Source organism: Streptomyces sp. NPDC057654 (assembly GCF_042800135.1).
Lineage (GTDB): Bacteria > Actinomycetota > Actinomycetes > Streptomycetales > Streptomycetaceae > Streptomyces.
Window position 1 is genome coordinate 10,688 of record NZ_JBHVHQ010000027.1, and the last position, 14,107, is coordinate 24,794.

Here is a 14,107-nt window from a genome sequence, read left to right on the forward strand (position 1 = left end):
AGAGGATCAGCAGCGCCAGCCACGGAGCATCCGAGCCCGGCTTCGGATCCCGCTCCCACGGCAGGGTCGCCCGCTCCAGACACACATGCGGCAGAATCGGGCTGAAGTCCCCGGTGACACCGGGCGCCGGATACACGCTCGTGACCACAGTGGGGTCCAAAGACAGGCGCGGGGCCCGCACGTCGAAGCTCCGCCCCGGCGCGTTAAGGGTCTTCTTCCCCAGGGGCGCGCCGTCGACCTCGTGGGTGATGGTGAGGTCGTACCGGCCGGCTTTCAGGGACGGGTGCCACGCGTCGTGCAAGGTGAACCGGTCGTCGCTCGTCGTCGGCATCTTCAGTCCTTGGTCTGTCGCGCCGGTTCTGTGCGCAGGTGGGCGCGCACCTGGGCGGCGTAGTCGGTCAGCGGGTCCTCGGCCACGGCCGCCTCGTCGGTCATGTCGACGAGGCTGTGCTGGACCAGGAGGTCGAGCAGAACCGTGCGGCCCGTGTGGGTGGCGGCCAGGTGCGCGGCGATGTCGGCGCGTACGGTGCCCGGCCGGTCGGGGCCGGGCGGCACGGTGTCCTTGCTGGTAACCGGAACTTGGGTCGCGTATACCCATTCCCGGCCCAGCATGTTCTCCCTCGAGCTGACGGCCGCGGCCGTCAGCCGGCAGGGCGGTGAGGTGAACTGGAGCCCATTGACTCCCTGCACGCACGTGGCGGGGTCGCCCGGCGGTTCGGGCTCGGCACGTGCGTCCTTCAGCGGAGCGCCCCACAGCCCTTCCGGCAGTGCGACGGGCTTGGCCGTTGCGATCGTCCAGGCCGACAGGGCCTCATCCAGGCCCTCGTGCCGCAGGCGGACCCGGTGGGTGGAGCGGACCTGCGCCGCCCCGCACGGGCGGATCTGCAGTGGCGCCCGGTCCGGAATGTGTTCCGGAGGGCTTGTGGCGTCGCTGAGGCGGACCTGCTGGATGGGCACCGCGCTCTGGGTGGCGAAAGTGAACCGTTGCCGGGACACCGGCCACACATCTTCGAGGGCGGGGGCCTTGGACGGATCGGAGCCGGGTTCCAGCCCACTGACCGGCACCGCCTGCACCAGCGGGTCCGGGAGCATCGTCTTGGCGAAATCCTCCCACGACGCGAGCTGGGGGGTGGCCGGGCGCGCCTCGCCGAACGGGATGTCGAATCTGAAGAACACCACTTCCACGCTGGCGATGCCCCCGGTGGGCGGGCCCCACATCTCAAGCCACACCCCCACCCCGCCGTGGAAGTACGGCCAGAAGTCGAGGGCAACCTGCACCTCCACATGACACTTCAGCTCGTAGTGGAACGGCTCCCACTGCACCAGCGCATCGATCCCCGCCGTCAACGACGCCCGCACCCCCGGGGCATGGAAGGCAAGGTCCAGCTCGGCACCCACCATGAACGCCGAACGAGTCAGCGCCCCGTAACAGGAGCCGCGGACGGAGACCTTGTCGGAAACCGACCACTCCAGCTGGAGCCGCTTCGGCTTCGGATAGTGGGCCGGCGGCGTATAGCGCGGATGGTAGCCGCCGACTGACAGCACGAAGTCGCCAGGATGCTCACTGGCACCGAACCAGATGCACAGCGCCGCCTGCCCGCTCAAGTGGCACGACGGATGCACCAGGAACGAGCCCGGTACCAGCTCGGCGAACACCCGCAGCGTATCGCTCGTGGTGTCGTAGGTCGCATTCACCGCCACATCGACGTGCGCGTACCGCGTCGACGCGTTGCGGGGGAAGTCGGCCGCGGCCCGGCCCAGCAGGGAGATACTGAACTCCTGCTTGCCGGCCGTGGTGAACTGCGCCAGCGCCAGCACCCGGCCGGTGATGAAACGGAACGAGTCGAACTCGATCCCCGCGGCCAGCCAGATATGGTCACGCGCCTCAGAAATCCACGGCTTGCCCCCGGCCGGCTGCTGCAACTGGTCGAGCTGGGCCAGCGGATCGGCCGGCACGCTGGTGCCCGGCATCAGAGGGAACTGATCGACCTCGTCCAGGGCGGGGGCCCGCACCGCACTGTTGTAGCCGAACCCGGCCGCAGCCCCAGTGATACGGAACGGCGGCGGGCCCACCCCCTGCCCGCTCGTGAACGCGAGCCGCCCGAAGACGAACATCGACGGCTCACCGCCCTTCTTCTGGGCATAGCCGCCGATCGCCGACAGCGACAGCGCCGGCAGCGTGATCGTCGCCCCGCCCTGCACCCGCACCACATAGGCGGGGTCCTCGCGAACAACCAGGGCACCGCAGATCTGGACCGGCCCGCGCACCCAGGCCAGTCCCAGCCCCTCCAGGGCCCCCCGCACCTGCGGCGGATCGGTCAGCGACACACCCAGGCCCATGCCCCGGCCCGACAGCGTCAGCCCTTTCAGGTCCACGCTCGCGTCCACGAGCACGAAAACCGTCTTGTCGGCGTAGCGCACACCCAGCCGCTCCAGCCGCACCGGCCCCAGCCCTCGGCCCACCGGATACCACAACGTGCCCGCCCCGGCACCCGTGCCCACGACGGCCGCGCCATCATCGGACCGTCCCAAGGCTGGCTTCCCGGCGTTCTTGTCTGCTCCCGATCCGGCAACCAGCGCCAAGTCCTTACCCGCGACCCGGACCAGCACCCCGAACTGCGCCTTGGACACCAGGCCCTGATCGGGCACCCGCAACGCGGGCCCCTGCAGGCCGAGCTCGGCCAGCAGGCCGTTCACCCGCTGCGCGGCCCGGGCGTTCACTGTGCCGCCGGCGCCCTGGAACGTCAGCGCCTTCAGCCGCACATCAGCATCGTGGGGAATGTGCGGCCCCACCACCGGGAGGTCGCCCAGCCCGGCGTCGAGCCCGACACACAGCACCACCACCCACATGTGCCCGTCCTCTCGCTCGCAGACCGCCCAGGGACCTGTTGCCCGGCAGCATCCGTGCCCGCGCCTGCCGCCGTCCGCTCACAGCTACACCGCCGCACGGACATCCGCCACCCGCACCCGCACCCGCATCCGGATCCGGGTGACGATCCCACCCGAACAGCCCCGATCGCCGAGACAACCCCCCAGAGGTTCGCCACTATTCGGAGCATGTAGGCACCGGACCCCAGACCTGCCCCATGGAGGTGACGTCCTATGAGACGACGACTCACCCTTGCCCTCGGAGCCACGCTGTCATGCGCCCTACTGGTGATCACCGCCCCCACCGCCACAGCCGACCTCCGGCCGATAAAGGGATCCGGTAAGGAATCATGTCCGGCCACGTATCTCTGCCTCTATCGCAAGACAGCGTTCAATACGAACGCACAATTCAAGGTCGCTGTTGCGACGACGCAGAGCATCGTCGACGTATCCGCGCTGTCGATCAAGTACGTGAACTCGCTCTACAACAGGACCCCATCGACCGTCAGAGCCTGTCCGGGCCCGCGGTACACCGGGACGTGCAAGGACGTGAAACCGAATGATGACCTCGACTTCCATGACAAATGGAAAGGCGAGCCGAACGAGAGTCCTCAGTCTTTTGAGATCCCTTGACCTGGGTCAGGCCATGGAATGAGCTTTTGCTCCGTGCCCGGCCGCGCCCGGTACGCAGTGACACGCCCTAGGCCGGCCAGCATCATCAATAAGAACCAACCCACGGTCATCTGCGGGAGAAACCATGAGACGACGACTCACTCTAGCCCTCGGAACCATGCTGTCGTGTGCCCTGCTCGTGATCACCACCCCCACCGCAACCGCTGACATCTTGCCGATCAAAGGACAGGGAGAGGAAGCCTGCCCCAAGGGTCACTTCTGTCTATACGACGACGTATGGTTCAACTTGAACCAAAAAGGCGGCTCCGCCATCGTCGCAACTGCTATGAGCATCTCCGATCTGACGGTTCTGAGTATCGGAGAATACGTGAGTTCGTTCTACAACCGAACCGCGTTGACCGTATATATCTGCAAAGGGTTCGAATATGTCGGACCATGCAAAGAGATCAAGCCGAATGAAGGAGTCGATGGCGGAAAGCATGAGAATAGGGAATGGAACCGTACAGTCCGGTCGGTCGACATCCGTTGACGCCGACCCGGCTGCCCGGACGCCGCACATCCCGATACGGCATCACGAGCCCGCCACCACACCGCACGAGGACGCATGCGACCACAGCCCGGCACCTCACGCCCGCGCCTGATTGCCACACTCGTCGCCACCACGGTGATTGCTCTCACGACAGCCGGCTGCACCGCATTCCGCGGGAACTCATCGCTATTCCGCGGGAACTCATCGCTCACGATCGAAACCACCGTCACAACAGGCAAAGGCAAGACCGCATGTTTGGCAAGTGCCGTATGCCTGTACGAGAACGGGAACTTCAACGAGTCCGGCAACGCGCAGATCCTCATCACGTCGACGTCCATCAAGAACCTTGGCGACTACGGCTTCGACAACAAGGCCAGCTCAGCCGTCAACAACTCAGCCTCCGACTACGCGTACATCTACACGGACACGGACTACGCAGGGAACGAGCTCGCAGTGATCAAGCCAACGGAAACCCCCGACTGGACCGGCACCCGAAACGACAACAAAGCATCGTCCCTGCGTATCGAACGCCCCTGACATCCGTTCCCGCACCACCGGCAAACCCCGGTATCCGGGGGCGTGGCTGCCCTCATCGGCCAGAGCCTCGCCCCCGCCCCCAGGCACATCCACCCCACCCCGCCGGCTTCGGCAGGCCGTGCCTGGCGGGGGCACCTGAAGGCACCCCGAGGAGTCTCAATGATGAAGTCAAGCCGTTTGCGTGACCGGCGGGACGGAGGTGAACACCCGGTTGTCGCGCAGCAGGGCCCACAGCACGCTGGCCCGGCGGCGGGCGAGGGCGATGACGGCCTGGACGTGTTTGCAGCCCTCGCCGCGCTTCTTGAGGTAGAAGTCCCGGTTCGGTCCTTCGCGGGTCATGCTGGTCTGCGCGGACAGGTAGAACACCCTGCGCAGGCGACGGCTGTAGCGCTTGGGCCGGTGGAGGTTGCCGGTGCGGCGGCCGGAGTCGCGCGGGACGGGTACGAGCCCGGCCGCCGAAGCCAGGTGACCGGCGTCGGCGTAGGCGGACAGGTCGCCGGCCGCGACGACGAACTCGGCTCCAAGTATCGGGCCCATCCCGGGCAGGGACTCGATGATCTCGGCCTGCGGATGGCTGCGGAACGTCTCGCGGATCTGCTTGTCGATTCGCTTGAGCCGGTCGTCCAGGGCCAGGAGCTGCCCGGCCAGGTCGGCCACGATCTGTGCGGCGACGTCCTCGCCGGGCAGCGCGGTCTGCTGGGCCTGGGCTGCTTCCAGAGCCGTGGCCGCGACGGTGTCGGCCCCGCGCACGCTGCGGTTGGCCAGCCAGGCCGTCAGCCGTGCCCGGCCGCGGCGGCGGATCGCGGCCGGGGTCTGGTAGCCGGTCAGCAGGACCAGCGCGCCCTTGTGGGCCGAGTAGTCGAAGGCCCGTTCCAGCGCGGGGAAGACGCCGGTCAGCACATCACGCAGGCGGTTGATCATCCGCACGCGGTCGGCCACCAGGTCGGTGCGGTGGGCGGTCAGCAGCGCGAGGTCGGCTGCCAGCTGAGCGGGCACGTCGATGGCCGCGAAGTCGTTGCGGTGGCGGGCGGTCTCGGCGATGACGTAGGCGTCGCGGGCGTCGGTCTTGGCCTCTCCCCGGTAGGCGTCCGACATGCGGTTGACCGTGCGGCCGGGCACGTAGACGGCCTGTTGGCCGTGGGCCGCGAGCAGAGCCAGCAGCAGCGCGGAGGAAGTGCCGCAGATGTCCACCGCCCAGTGGACCTCGTCGGCCAGGTCCAGGACCTCGCCGAGCGCGGTCAGGATCGCCGCCTCGTCGTTGTCGACCTTCTTCGACCACAGCGTCGCGCCGGTCTCGTCGACCACCGCTGCCCAGTGGTGGCCCTTGCCGGCATCGACACCGGTCCAGACCTGGGCTTTCCGCTCGTTCACTCGCTCCTCCTCGGACCATCCGGCATACCGTCGGCCCGGGGAACACCCCGCTGTCATCTCCGTAATCAGCGACCGCACAAGGCGCGCACATCTCAATCAGCAGCCAGGGCGCCCCGGAGAACCGGGCGGCCACTCCTGGGAAGCCACTGAAGGCAAGAAACCATAAGCCACACCCGGCCCTCCCGGGCCACCCAACAACTTACGGAGGAACCATGCGATCAGCAGTCAGCACCACGCTCGCCGCGGCTTTCCTGGTCACCACCGCCGCAACAGCCCACGCGGCGCCCCAGACCGTACAGACCTTCACGGGCCAGGGCCTGGACGCCTGCCCTTACGGCTACCTGTGCCTGTACGAGAACGTGAACTTCAACGCGGACGCGCCGGGCCTCATCCTCAAGACCAACGAGGACATCCGCGATCTCGCCACCTACGGCTTCGACGACAAGACCTCCTCGGTCTACAACAACACCCCCTGGCACTGGGGGTTCTTCTACGACAAGAACTACTCCAAGTCGATGGGCGGCCTGGACCCGATCAAGACCGTCAACTACAACCACAGGGACGAGGACAACAAGATGTCCTCCCTCATCTCGAACTCGCCCTGACCGCCGAGCCGCCCAGATACCTCGGCACCACGACAGAACGAGCCCTCCATGGACCGGCGCATCGGACGCCGGCCCGTGGGGGCTACAGGCAGCCACCGCCGGGTCCGGCTGTCCCTTTACTGGCTCAGCGCGGCAGGTCCCAAGGCTAGCGCGGCACCCTGGACGCGGGGCCGGGCTGGCATCGTCTGAGTCATCCCGAAGGGCCCTGGACCGGCTGCCGTCAGGAAAGACCACCATGCCGCCGCAGCCCAGCAGTACCTGTGCCCTCCTGGCCTGGAGCCCGCATCAGAGCCTGCCCAGCCCCGGGAAACCATGCGGCAGATCGCTACCACGGAAGGAACACGCCCGATGAAGGACACCCGGCCGATCAAGATCGGCAACACCGGGGTCACCCTGACCGGCGAGAAAGACCCCGGAGGGACATGGCGAGGAAGCGGCACCGCCACCCGCCCCCCGTGGAGCGACGTCACCGGCTGGGTCCAGGAGAAGCTCGGCGTCCACCTGCCCAAGGAGATCACGGACCTCCGCCTGGAGGCGCTCCTCGTAGAACTGACGCAACCGCCGTCGGGCTCAGTCTCCTACTACCTCGCCCTGACCGTCACCTTCCCCGTGGGGGCCCTGACCCCCACCCTGGTCATCGCCGTGGACCACCAGACGGCGAAGGGCAACGCCGCCTTCCGCGTTACCGCCAGCCTGAACCTGACCACCCAACAGGGCGACGTCTACACCTTCAGCGGAGACCTCACCGTCGACAAGACCCTGGCGTTCTCCCTGCGGTGGAACGCCGGAGACGAAGGCGTCCCCCTCACCTCACTGGCCAAGGCCCTTGGCCTGGACCTCGGCTCCGACGACCTCCCCGCCGTCACGATCACGGGAGCAACGCTCCTGTACCGGTCAGCCTCCCAAACCGCTCCTTACGGCCTCGCCGCCTCCTTCACCAGCACGGCCGTCGCCGCCGCAGCCGTGATCAGCGGCTGACCAGGCCCGCACCCTGGCCGCGGCGTCTGGGTAGTCCGCAGCGGGACCGGACGCTCAGAACCCGGTGAAGTTGCAGTAGTGCGTCTGCGTGAAGTACGTCTCGTGTGTGGTGTCGTTCCGGATGATGCGGGAGGCGTCACGCCCCTGCCAGCCCCTGGGCGGGTTGGGCGGCCGGGGAATGGCAGGGCGGACCGTCGTGTCGTACTCGTAGTACGCACCGGTGTTGGGCGGGTTAGGGGGGTTAGCAGTGAGCCGCGGGTAGGAGACCGCTGGGTACGGGCCGGCGTTCAGCCTGCCGAGTGCCTGCACGTGCCAAGCCTGCGTCCAATCAGGCCGGGCTCGAACGGTGCCGTTCCGCACCGTTGTGAAGCCCGCCGCGACCCAGTCATTGACCGGGTAGATGACCCCGCCCCCGGCGGGATACTGCGCCTTGTAGCAGTCCTCGAGAGTCTTACGAGTTACCCGGCGGGTGTTGTCGAACTGGCCGCCGTAGGCGACCCACTGGTCCTGGACGGGCGCCTGAGTGTTGTTCATCGGGTTGGTCGCCTGGTGGAAGTAGAACCGGTAGTGGTTTGGGGCGGCTGCAGCCGGTGCTGGCCACGCCTGTGCCAGCGGGGTGGCCGACACCGCGGGATAGGGGCTCGTCATATTGGCAGGGCGGTACACGGTCGCCGGAAGATTCGTGAGGTCGTCCTGCCGCGGGTCGGCTTTCGGATCCGCAGGAGGAAGTTTCCGCCAGAATGTCTTCATATTATGTGCTTCAGGGGGCGCGGACGCGTTCACGAAGGCTCCCGGGGTATTGGGGTCGGGAACCTTGGCCTGCCAGAACGTCGCCACAGCCGCGTGCGCGGGCGTAGGAGGAGCAGCGACGGTTCCGGCGCAGGCGAGTGCCGCCACCAGCAGAACGCGCATACACCGGACCGCCAGCCCGGGAATCGTGCGGTCGCAGAACACCATGCTTCACTCCAGTCCCGTGCTGAGCCCTGGCGGGGCCCGGATCGACTCGATCTGATCAGCAGTCCGCTGTACCGGCGCAACCGCCGAGCTTCAAGAAAGACGGAACGGTCGGGTGGCCGGGGGGAATCTCACCCCCCGGCTCCCACAGATCCCGGCGTGAGCCTCTCGACTCACCGGGCTCTTGTCGTCCTGATCACCACGCCGCACGCATCCATGACCAGTGGGCGAACATACGGGGATAGCGCCGAATGGCGCGTTCCCAGGCCGCCTTGGCCTTCTTGAACCCGTGCAACCGTTTGTACTTCTTGCGGATCCAGCGCACCAGGTAGGCGTTGATGCGCTTGAGGAGGGAATCCAGCGCGGAGCGATAGAACGCCCCGTAGTACTGCATCCAGCCACGCACGATCGGGTTGATCTTTCGTGCGAGCTCGGCGAAGGTGTGGCCGGTTCGCAGGTGAAGCCGCCAGCGGCGAACCTCCCCGCTGATCCTTTTCAGGGCTTCCTGGCTGATCGCCGGCAGGAACGATGTGAAGTTCACCCCGTGCCTGTCGCGCGCCTTGCGGGCGCGGAACGTGAACCCCAGGAAGGTGAACGACGTGTGCTCGTAGGAGCCTCGGCGTCTTCCGTCCCGGCAGTACACGATCCGGGTCTTGGCCGGGTGCAGTCGCAGCCCGACCTCGTCCAGCCTGTCGCCGATCGCTCTGGCCAGCATGCGGGCTTGCCGCTCGCTGGCGCAGTGCACGACCGCGTCGTCCACGTACCGCTCGAACCGGATAGTCGGAAACTCCCGGGCCATCCAGGCGTCGAACGCGTAGTGGAGGAACAGGTTCGCCAGCACGGGCGAGACCGCTGACCCCTGAGGGGTGCCGCGGTCCCGATCCCGCAGGGTGCCGTTGGGCAGTTGCAGCGGGGCGCGGAGCCACCGCTTGACATACAGAATCACCCAAACGGCGTCGGTGTGTGCCTCCACCGCCTTGACGATGAGGTCGTGCGGCACGCTGTCGAAGAACTTCTCGATGTCCAAATCGAGGACCCAGTCCGTTTTCCAGCAGCGTTCCCGGCATCTTGCCACCGCGTCCAGCGCCGACCTTTGCGGCCGGTAGCCGTAGGAGTCCTCGTGGAATACGGGCTCCACGTTGGGCTCCAAGTGTATGGCCACCACCGTCTGGGCGACGCGATCGGCCACAGTAGGCACGCCGAGAATCCTGACCCCGTCGCCATGCGACTTCGGGATTTCCACCGCTTTCACCGGAGGCGGGAAATAACTCCCCGAGGACATCCGGTTCCAGACCTTGAACAGATTGCTCTGAAGATCCTTCTCAAAGTCCTCAATGGAGCAGGAATCTACCCCCGGTGCACCCTTATTGGCCCTGACCTTCTCCCATGCCTCCCATACCCTCCACTTCGAAATCTCAAACGGCTTACTTGATGACTTCAGCTCGTCCATGCGACTCCTCCCGGAGAACTTCCGGTTGATCGAACGAACACAGCCACGGATGACCCGGCCCCTTCACTCCGCCTCCATTACAGAGACTTCTTCGCTACTACGGACCGGTCCGCCAGCGTGCCCCGCATCGGTACTCAGCGCCTTGCGGTTTCGGCCGCTTGGCGCGCTCCCTCTTGCGTTGCCGCACCGAGTACGGCGACGCGGTGTCGGGGCGACACCTTCCCAGGTTCCATGCAGAAGCCGCAGATCAGGCTCGCGCCGCCTCCATGCCGGACACCGCCTGGCCAATAAGCGGGCACCCGCCAGGCTCATCCCGGAGCCGAAATGACACCCCGGTTTTGATGTCGTCTCAGTATGTTTCGACATATCGTCAGCGGTTTGCTTCCGCTCGCCTTCCTGATCCCCACCTGACGCATCGAGTGCGCCTTTTCCGTAACGCTCACCACGTACGGCATTTAACCGCCGCAGCTCACGGTGGTTTGAAGCCTCCCCCGCAGGGCGGCTCCGAAGGGCCACAGCCTTCATCTCCTGCACAGCACCGCATTCGGTGAGACTCATACCTGAATGGCCTCACCTTCCGCGTTCCTGGCGCACCAGAACGCATACCGCCGCTGAAAGTAGACCTGCTCGCCCTCTCAACATCCCAGCCCCACACCGTGCGGCACCGCGATGGACTACTACCGGCTCCACCCATTCAGGGGCGCTGCCGGGGCCGGGCACCAGCAGCGTCGGTCTGGCCGAGGGGTTCCGCTTCGGGGCGGCCACGTGTTAACCGGCCAAGGGAAAGCTGGAGCGGGCGCAGTCGCCCGCGGTGCTCAGCACAGCCCCCGGACCTCAGGACAGGCGGATCCCGCTCACACGGCGCGGCCGTGACCCGCAGCCGTGGCCCGCGGCCGTCAACCGCAGTGAACGCCCTGCGCGACTTCTCCAGGCCCCGGGTGCGCTACATACGCCCTTGAGGGCCCTACGGCGGCTGTGACAAGGCTGACCGGCACTGCTTCGCAGAACTGGATCGTGGCGGCAGCGCCGTCAACGCTGACCAAGGGACTTCATGATCAACCAGGCGGTCCGCCCCAGTTGCAGCAAGCCGCATCAGCCACGCCGCCAGCACTTGCGGTGAGCTGGGAAACGATCTTGCAGCGCCTGGGAAGATTGCCCCAGCTAGCGGCACAAAAGCCCTGGCCAGAACAATTATGTCGGTTGGCCAATACGCGCCGGCGAGGCTGCTGCGCGAGGTCAGCGTGTCGGGGTGATCGTCGCCCAGCACCCGCTCTCGGGCGGCAATGGCGCGTCGGAGTGCGTCAATAGCCGGGGAGATTACGCCTTGGCCTATCTGATACCGGGCGGTGTAGTGGAGGACGCGAGCGGTTTGGGCGGTGTCGTGGTCCGGGGGATAGCGGTAGGTGAGGGCGTCGGCGTGCGGGAGGAGAGCCCGGCACCGGGGCCAAGTGTCGGGCTCGTCGTAACTGCCGGTGGGGAAGGCGTCCACGAGGAGTGTGGTGGCCTGGTCGCGGGCGTGCTGGATGGCTTCGGGCTGGCGGGGGGGGTCGTCGGGGGCGGGGGTGCGAGCGAGGGCCTGGACGAGGCGGTGGACGGACAGGGTGCCGTCGTAGTGGTCGGTGATCATGCTGTAGGCAGTGAGCCGCCCGATCGCGGTGGCGCGGTGGGCCGGTTCGGCGAGCCCGTCGAGCAGGTCGCGGGGGATGTGGTCGGGGGCATACCAGGCCAGGATGCGCAGGAGGTCGCCGGCGAGGGGGGTGTCGTTCAGGCGGTTGAGGGTGAGGTGCCAGACGCGGGTGATGGTGCGTTCGGAGTCGCCGCCGGCGGTGCCGGCGGCGAACATGGTGGCGGGGTACTGGGCCAGCAGGCCGAGGTAGGTGTGCGGGCTGGTGCCGGTCTCGGCGCAGTATGCGGCGGCCTGTTCGACCGCCAGGGCCAGGTGTCCGAGTTCCGCGCACACGGCGTCGGCGCCGTTGGTGTCGCGGGGCCCGTCGTGGGTCAGAACACGGGCGAACAGGTCGAGGGATTCGGCCGGGTCGAACACGCCGAGGCGGATGGTGGTGGCGTGGTGGTGCCAGCCGGTCGCGCGGCGGGTGGTGATCAGGATCCGGCCGCCCGGCAGGCGGTCCAGGAGCGGGCGGATGTGCCGGGGGTCTTCGACGTTGTCCAGCACCAGCAGCCATCCGTCGTGGCCGGCGAGCCAGGCCACCGCGCGTTCGCTCTGCACCTCGGCGGGCAGTCCGGTCAATGCGGGCTGCAGGGCCCGGGCCAGCGCGGCCATCCCCGCGTCGACCGCGGTCGCATCGTCGGCGGTCACCCACCAGCGCAGCTTCTCGGGCCGCCGAGCCGCCCAGTGTGCGGCGAGGGCCGACTTGCCGACCCCGCCCAGTCCGTGCAGCGCGTGCACGACGACCTTCTCGGGCCGGGTAAACGCCTCTTCCAGCGCATGAAGTTCGCCGACGCGGCCGACGAACAGCCCGGATGCGATGTTGGAGACCCCGCCGCCCGCGGCGTCATCCGGGATCGGCCCATACGCCTCGGGCGGAAGCACGAACGCCTGCCCCGCCGTGATGTACTGCGTCGACGAGCCGACCACATCGCGTCCGGCGACAATCGAGCCGTCATGCGCGAGGAGCCCGGCAGGCGCCTCCGGCAGTCCATCAGGGTCCTTCCGGCGTCTCCTGATCACTGTTTGTACTCGGTATGGGAGTCGGCGACGTCTCCGCCTGCGGCGATGGCGCCGTCGCTGCCCACCACCCCCTGCCTGCCAGCGGGCGGCGCCGACGGGGCGGAGGGCGTTGTCGCGGTATACCGGCTCGAGGAGCCGGTCACGTTCCCCCGTGCCACGATCGCCCCCCGCTCCCCGGCCACTGCCTCCGTCGCCCCGGGCAGCGTGGGGGCGGGGGATGCCACGGGAGGATCACTGGTCGGCAACGGGGCCTGGCCTGGCGTACGCAGCTGCCACAGCGCCACGCCCAGCGCGGCAACCCCAACCACCGCACCGACGACACCCCACGCCTGGCCGGACCCCTCCGGATGCGCGGCCGTCACCCACGCCAACAGGCCCACCGCCGCGCCCGCTCCCACCAGAGCAAGCCCCCACCAGCACAACCGCCGCCAGACCGTCATACTCCATCTTCGCCCCGAAAACATGATCAAGTCCGCACATCCGCACGACGCCCGGACGCTGCCCGTCCCTGCCCCATGCGGATATTCGGGGGACGGGGAACAACGGACCGAGAACCGGCGTCAAGGGCCTTATCGCAGATAACGAGGCCGTTTCGTGCAGATCGCCGCCGAGGCTGGTGGAACCTGATGGCGCTATGCCCCTGGCGACCACTCACGGTGACCACGAGCTCTCAGGGTCTGATGAATACGCGACTCCTGATTACGCGAGGTCGCCAGTTTCACACCCTGGAGGGACCCGGTCGTCGCCGCACGGACGAAGCCGTCGAGGACGCCCACGATCACACCCAGCCCGGTTGGCCTGATCTCCCTGCCGTACCCGAACTACAAGGACGCCGCTGGCTCACGTACATCCAGCACCTCTACCCACAGGACTGGTTCGATGGAGGCGGCCCCATCTGCACCGTGCGAACCGGAATCGAGAAGCGGCACAGGCCCGGGGCGGCGCCGGGCGGCGGCTACGACCTCGCCGTGCAGCCGCCCAGGAGAAAGGATCCGGTCACGGCAATCCCCGACGTGCTGCCGCTCGAATTCGATAGCGCGGAGGCAACGTGAATGGAGAACCGCGCTACGCTGTGGTACGGCGGCTGACCTGCAAAAAGCCGCTCGGCTCCACCCCGGGCACAGGGGGCGAGAGCCAGCTTCGCCGGTAAGGCACTCCGCTGCGCTGGAGTTCGCCTCCTCGCTCCCCACGCATTCCGCGACCAGCGCGGATGCGTGAACGCACCCACTCGTCGACGCATTCGAACGGGCACGTCTGAGTCCTCAGTGGACACGCAGTGGACGGAAGGAACCGGAAAGGCCAGGAAGCTGACGAAGCCAGGCGAAGAGCAACAGTGCTCTGACCTGCGAGTATGGGAAAATCAAGGCAGGATCGGGAAGCGGCCGGAAGATCATCAAAGGACTCATAATCCGTCGGCCGTGGGTTCGAGTCCCACCCGCCCCACCGTTTCTTCATGGTGCAGAAACGTTCTGACCAGCAAGAACGTCCCAGCG

11 protein-coding genes, 1 tRNA gene and 1 pseudogene are annotated in these 14,107 nt (G+C 67.4%); 7 read left to right on the top strand and 6 right to left on the bottom strand.

From position 1 onward, the window contains the following. Positions 1 to 331, bottom strand: a pseudogene (locus ACFU99_RS04510) (hypothetical protein); the annotation flags it as partial. 2 nt (positions 332 to 333) lie between these two features. After that, entirely contained in the window at positions 334 to 2,850 is a 2,517-nt protein-coding gene (locus ACFU99_RS04515; protein ID WP_384385623.1) for a DUF6603 domain-containing protein, read from the bottom strand. A 252-nt stretch (positions 2,851 to 3,102) separates the two neighbouring features. On the opposite strand from ACFU99_RS04515, the gene ACFU99_RS04520 reads away from it, so the two are divergent. The 3 genes from ACFU99_RS04520 to ACFU99_RS04530 all read left to right on the top strand — a co-directional run bounded on the left by ACFU99_RS04520 (position 3,103) and on the right by ACFU99_RS04530 (position 4,567). After that, positions 3,103 to 3,501, top strand: coding sequence for a peptidase inhibitor family I36 protein (locus ACFU99_RS04520; RefSeq protein ID WP_384385626.1), 399 nt, complete (start codon positions 3,103 to 3,105; stop codon positions 3,499 to 3,501). A gap of 178 nt (positions 3,502 to 3,679) precedes the next feature. Further along, positions 3,680 to 4,030: a peptidase inhibitor family I36 protein gene (locus tag ACFU99_RS04525; RefSeq protein WP_384385629.1), complete on the top strand. Its 351-nt coding sequence runs from the start codon at positions 3,680 to 3,682 to the stop codon at positions 4,028 to 4,030. A 75-nt stretch (positions 4,031 to 4,105) separates the two neighbouring features. Further along, the gene (locus tag ACFU99_RS04530; protein WP_384385632.1) at positions 4,106 to 4,567 is read left to right on the top strand and encodes a peptidase inhibitor family I36 protein; all 462 of its coding nucleotides are present in this window, start codon (positions 4,106 to 4,108) and stop codon (positions 4,565 to 4,567) included. A gap of 168 nt (positions 4,568 to 4,735) precedes the next feature. On the opposite strand, the gene ACFU99_RS04535 is transcribed toward ACFU99_RS04530, so the two are convergent. Continuing rightward, positions 4,736 to 5,938: an IS110 family transposase gene (locus tag ACFU99_RS04535; RefSeq protein WP_384385635.1), complete on the bottom strand. Its 1,203-nt coding sequence runs from the start codon at positions 5,936 to 5,938 to the stop codon at positions 4,736 to 4,738. Positions 5,939 to 6,150: 212 nt separating this feature from the next. Between ACFU99_RS04535 and ACFU99_RS04540 the strand changes: the two genes are divergently transcribed. Together ACFU99_RS04540 and ACFU99_RS04545 are read left to right on the top strand one after the other, a co-directional pair. Beyond that, on the top strand, positions 6,151 to 6,543 hold the full coding sequence (locus ACFU99_RS04540; RefSeq protein ID WP_384385638.1) for a peptidase inhibitor family I36 protein: 393 nt from the start codon (positions 6,151 to 6,153) through the stop codon (positions 6,541 to 6,543). Between the two features lie 348 nt (positions 6,544 to 6,891). After that, positions 6,892 to 7,521 (top strand): hypothetical protein, encoded by a 630-nt coding sequence (locus tag ACFU99_RS04545; protein ID WP_384385641.1) that lies wholly within the window; start codon positions 6,892 to 6,894, stop codon positions 7,519 to 7,521. A gap of 54 nt (positions 7,522 to 7,575) precedes the next feature. Here ACFU99_RS04545 and ACFU99_RS04550 read toward each other — a convergent pair whose 3' ends face one another. The 3 genes from ACFU99_RS04550 to ACFU99_RS04560 all read right to left on the bottom strand — a co-directional run bounded on the left by ACFU99_RS04550 (position 7,576) and on the right by ACFU99_RS04560 (position 12,614). Beyond that, positions 7,576 to 8,478: a hypothetical protein gene (locus ACFU99_RS04550; RefSeq protein ID WP_384385643.1), complete on the bottom strand. Its 903-nt coding sequence runs from the start codon at positions 8,476 to 8,478 to the stop codon at positions 7,576 to 7,578. A 193-nt stretch (positions 8,479 to 8,671) separates the two neighbouring features. Then, positions 8,672 to 9,925: a group II intron reverse transcriptase/maturase gene (gene ltrA / locus ACFU99_RS04555; protein WP_384385646.1), complete on the bottom strand. Its 1,254-nt coding sequence runs from the start codon at positions 9,923 to 9,925 to the stop codon at positions 8,672 to 8,674. A gap of 964 nt (positions 9,926 to 10,889) precedes the next feature. Further along, positions 10,890 to 12,614 (bottom strand): hypothetical protein, encoded by a 1,725-nt coding sequence (locus ACFU99_RS04560; RefSeq protein WP_384385649.1) that lies wholly within the window; start codon positions 12,612 to 12,614, stop codon positions 10,890 to 10,892. 680 nt (positions 12,615 to 13,294) lie between these two features. Here ACFU99_RS04560 and ACFU99_RS04565 point away from each other — a divergent pair. Together ACFU99_RS04565 and ACFU99_RS04570 are read left to right on the top strand one after the other, a co-directional pair. After that, the gene (locus tag ACFU99_RS04565; protein ID WP_384385653.1) at positions 13,295 to 13,666 is read left to right on the top strand and encodes a DUF6349 family protein; all 372 of its coding nucleotides are present in this window, start codon (positions 13,295 to 13,297) and stop codon (positions 13,664 to 13,666) included. Between the two features lie 321 nt (positions 13,667 to 13,987). Beyond that, positions 13,988 to 14,057: transfer RNA gene (locus ACFU99_RS04570), tRNA-Ser, on the top strand. The last annotated feature ends 50 nt before the right edge of the window (positions 14,058 to 14,107 follow it).

Excerpts from the sequence above, each read along its gene's own strand:
- ACFU99_RS04565 (WP_384385653.1), top strand. The coding sequence starts at position 13,295 with ATGAATACGCGACTCCTGATTACGCGAGGTCGCCAGTTTCACACCCTG.
- ACFU99_RS04545 (WP_384385641.1), top strand. The coding sequence starts at position 6,892 with ATGAAGGACACCCGGCCGATCAAGATCGGCAACACCGGGGTCACCCTG.
- ACFU99_RS04540 (WP_384385638.1), top strand. The coding sequence starts at position 6,151 with ATGCGATCAGCAGTCAGCACCACGCTCGCCGCGGCTTTCCTGGTCACC.
- ACFU99_RS04530 (WP_384385632.1), top strand. The coding sequence starts at position 4,106 with ATGCGACCACAGCCCGGCACCTCACGCCCGCGCCTGATTGCCACACTC.
- ACFU99_RS04515 (WP_384385623.1), bottom strand. The coding sequence starts at position 2,850 with ATGTGGGTGGTGGTGCTGTGTGTCGGGCTCGACGCCGGGCTGGGCGAC.
- ltrA (WP_384385646.1), bottom strand. The coding sequence starts at position 9,925 with ATGGACGAGCTGAAGTCATCAAGTAAGCCGTTTGAGATTTCGAAGTGG.
- ACFU99_RS04550 (WP_384385643.1), bottom strand. The coding sequence starts at position 8,478 with ATGGTGTTCTGCGACCGCACGATTCCCGGGCTGGCGGTCCGGTGTATG.
- ACFU99_RS04520 (WP_384385626.1), top strand. The coding sequence starts at position 3,103 with ATGAGACGACGACTCACCCTTGCCCTCGGAGCCACGCTGTCATGCGCC.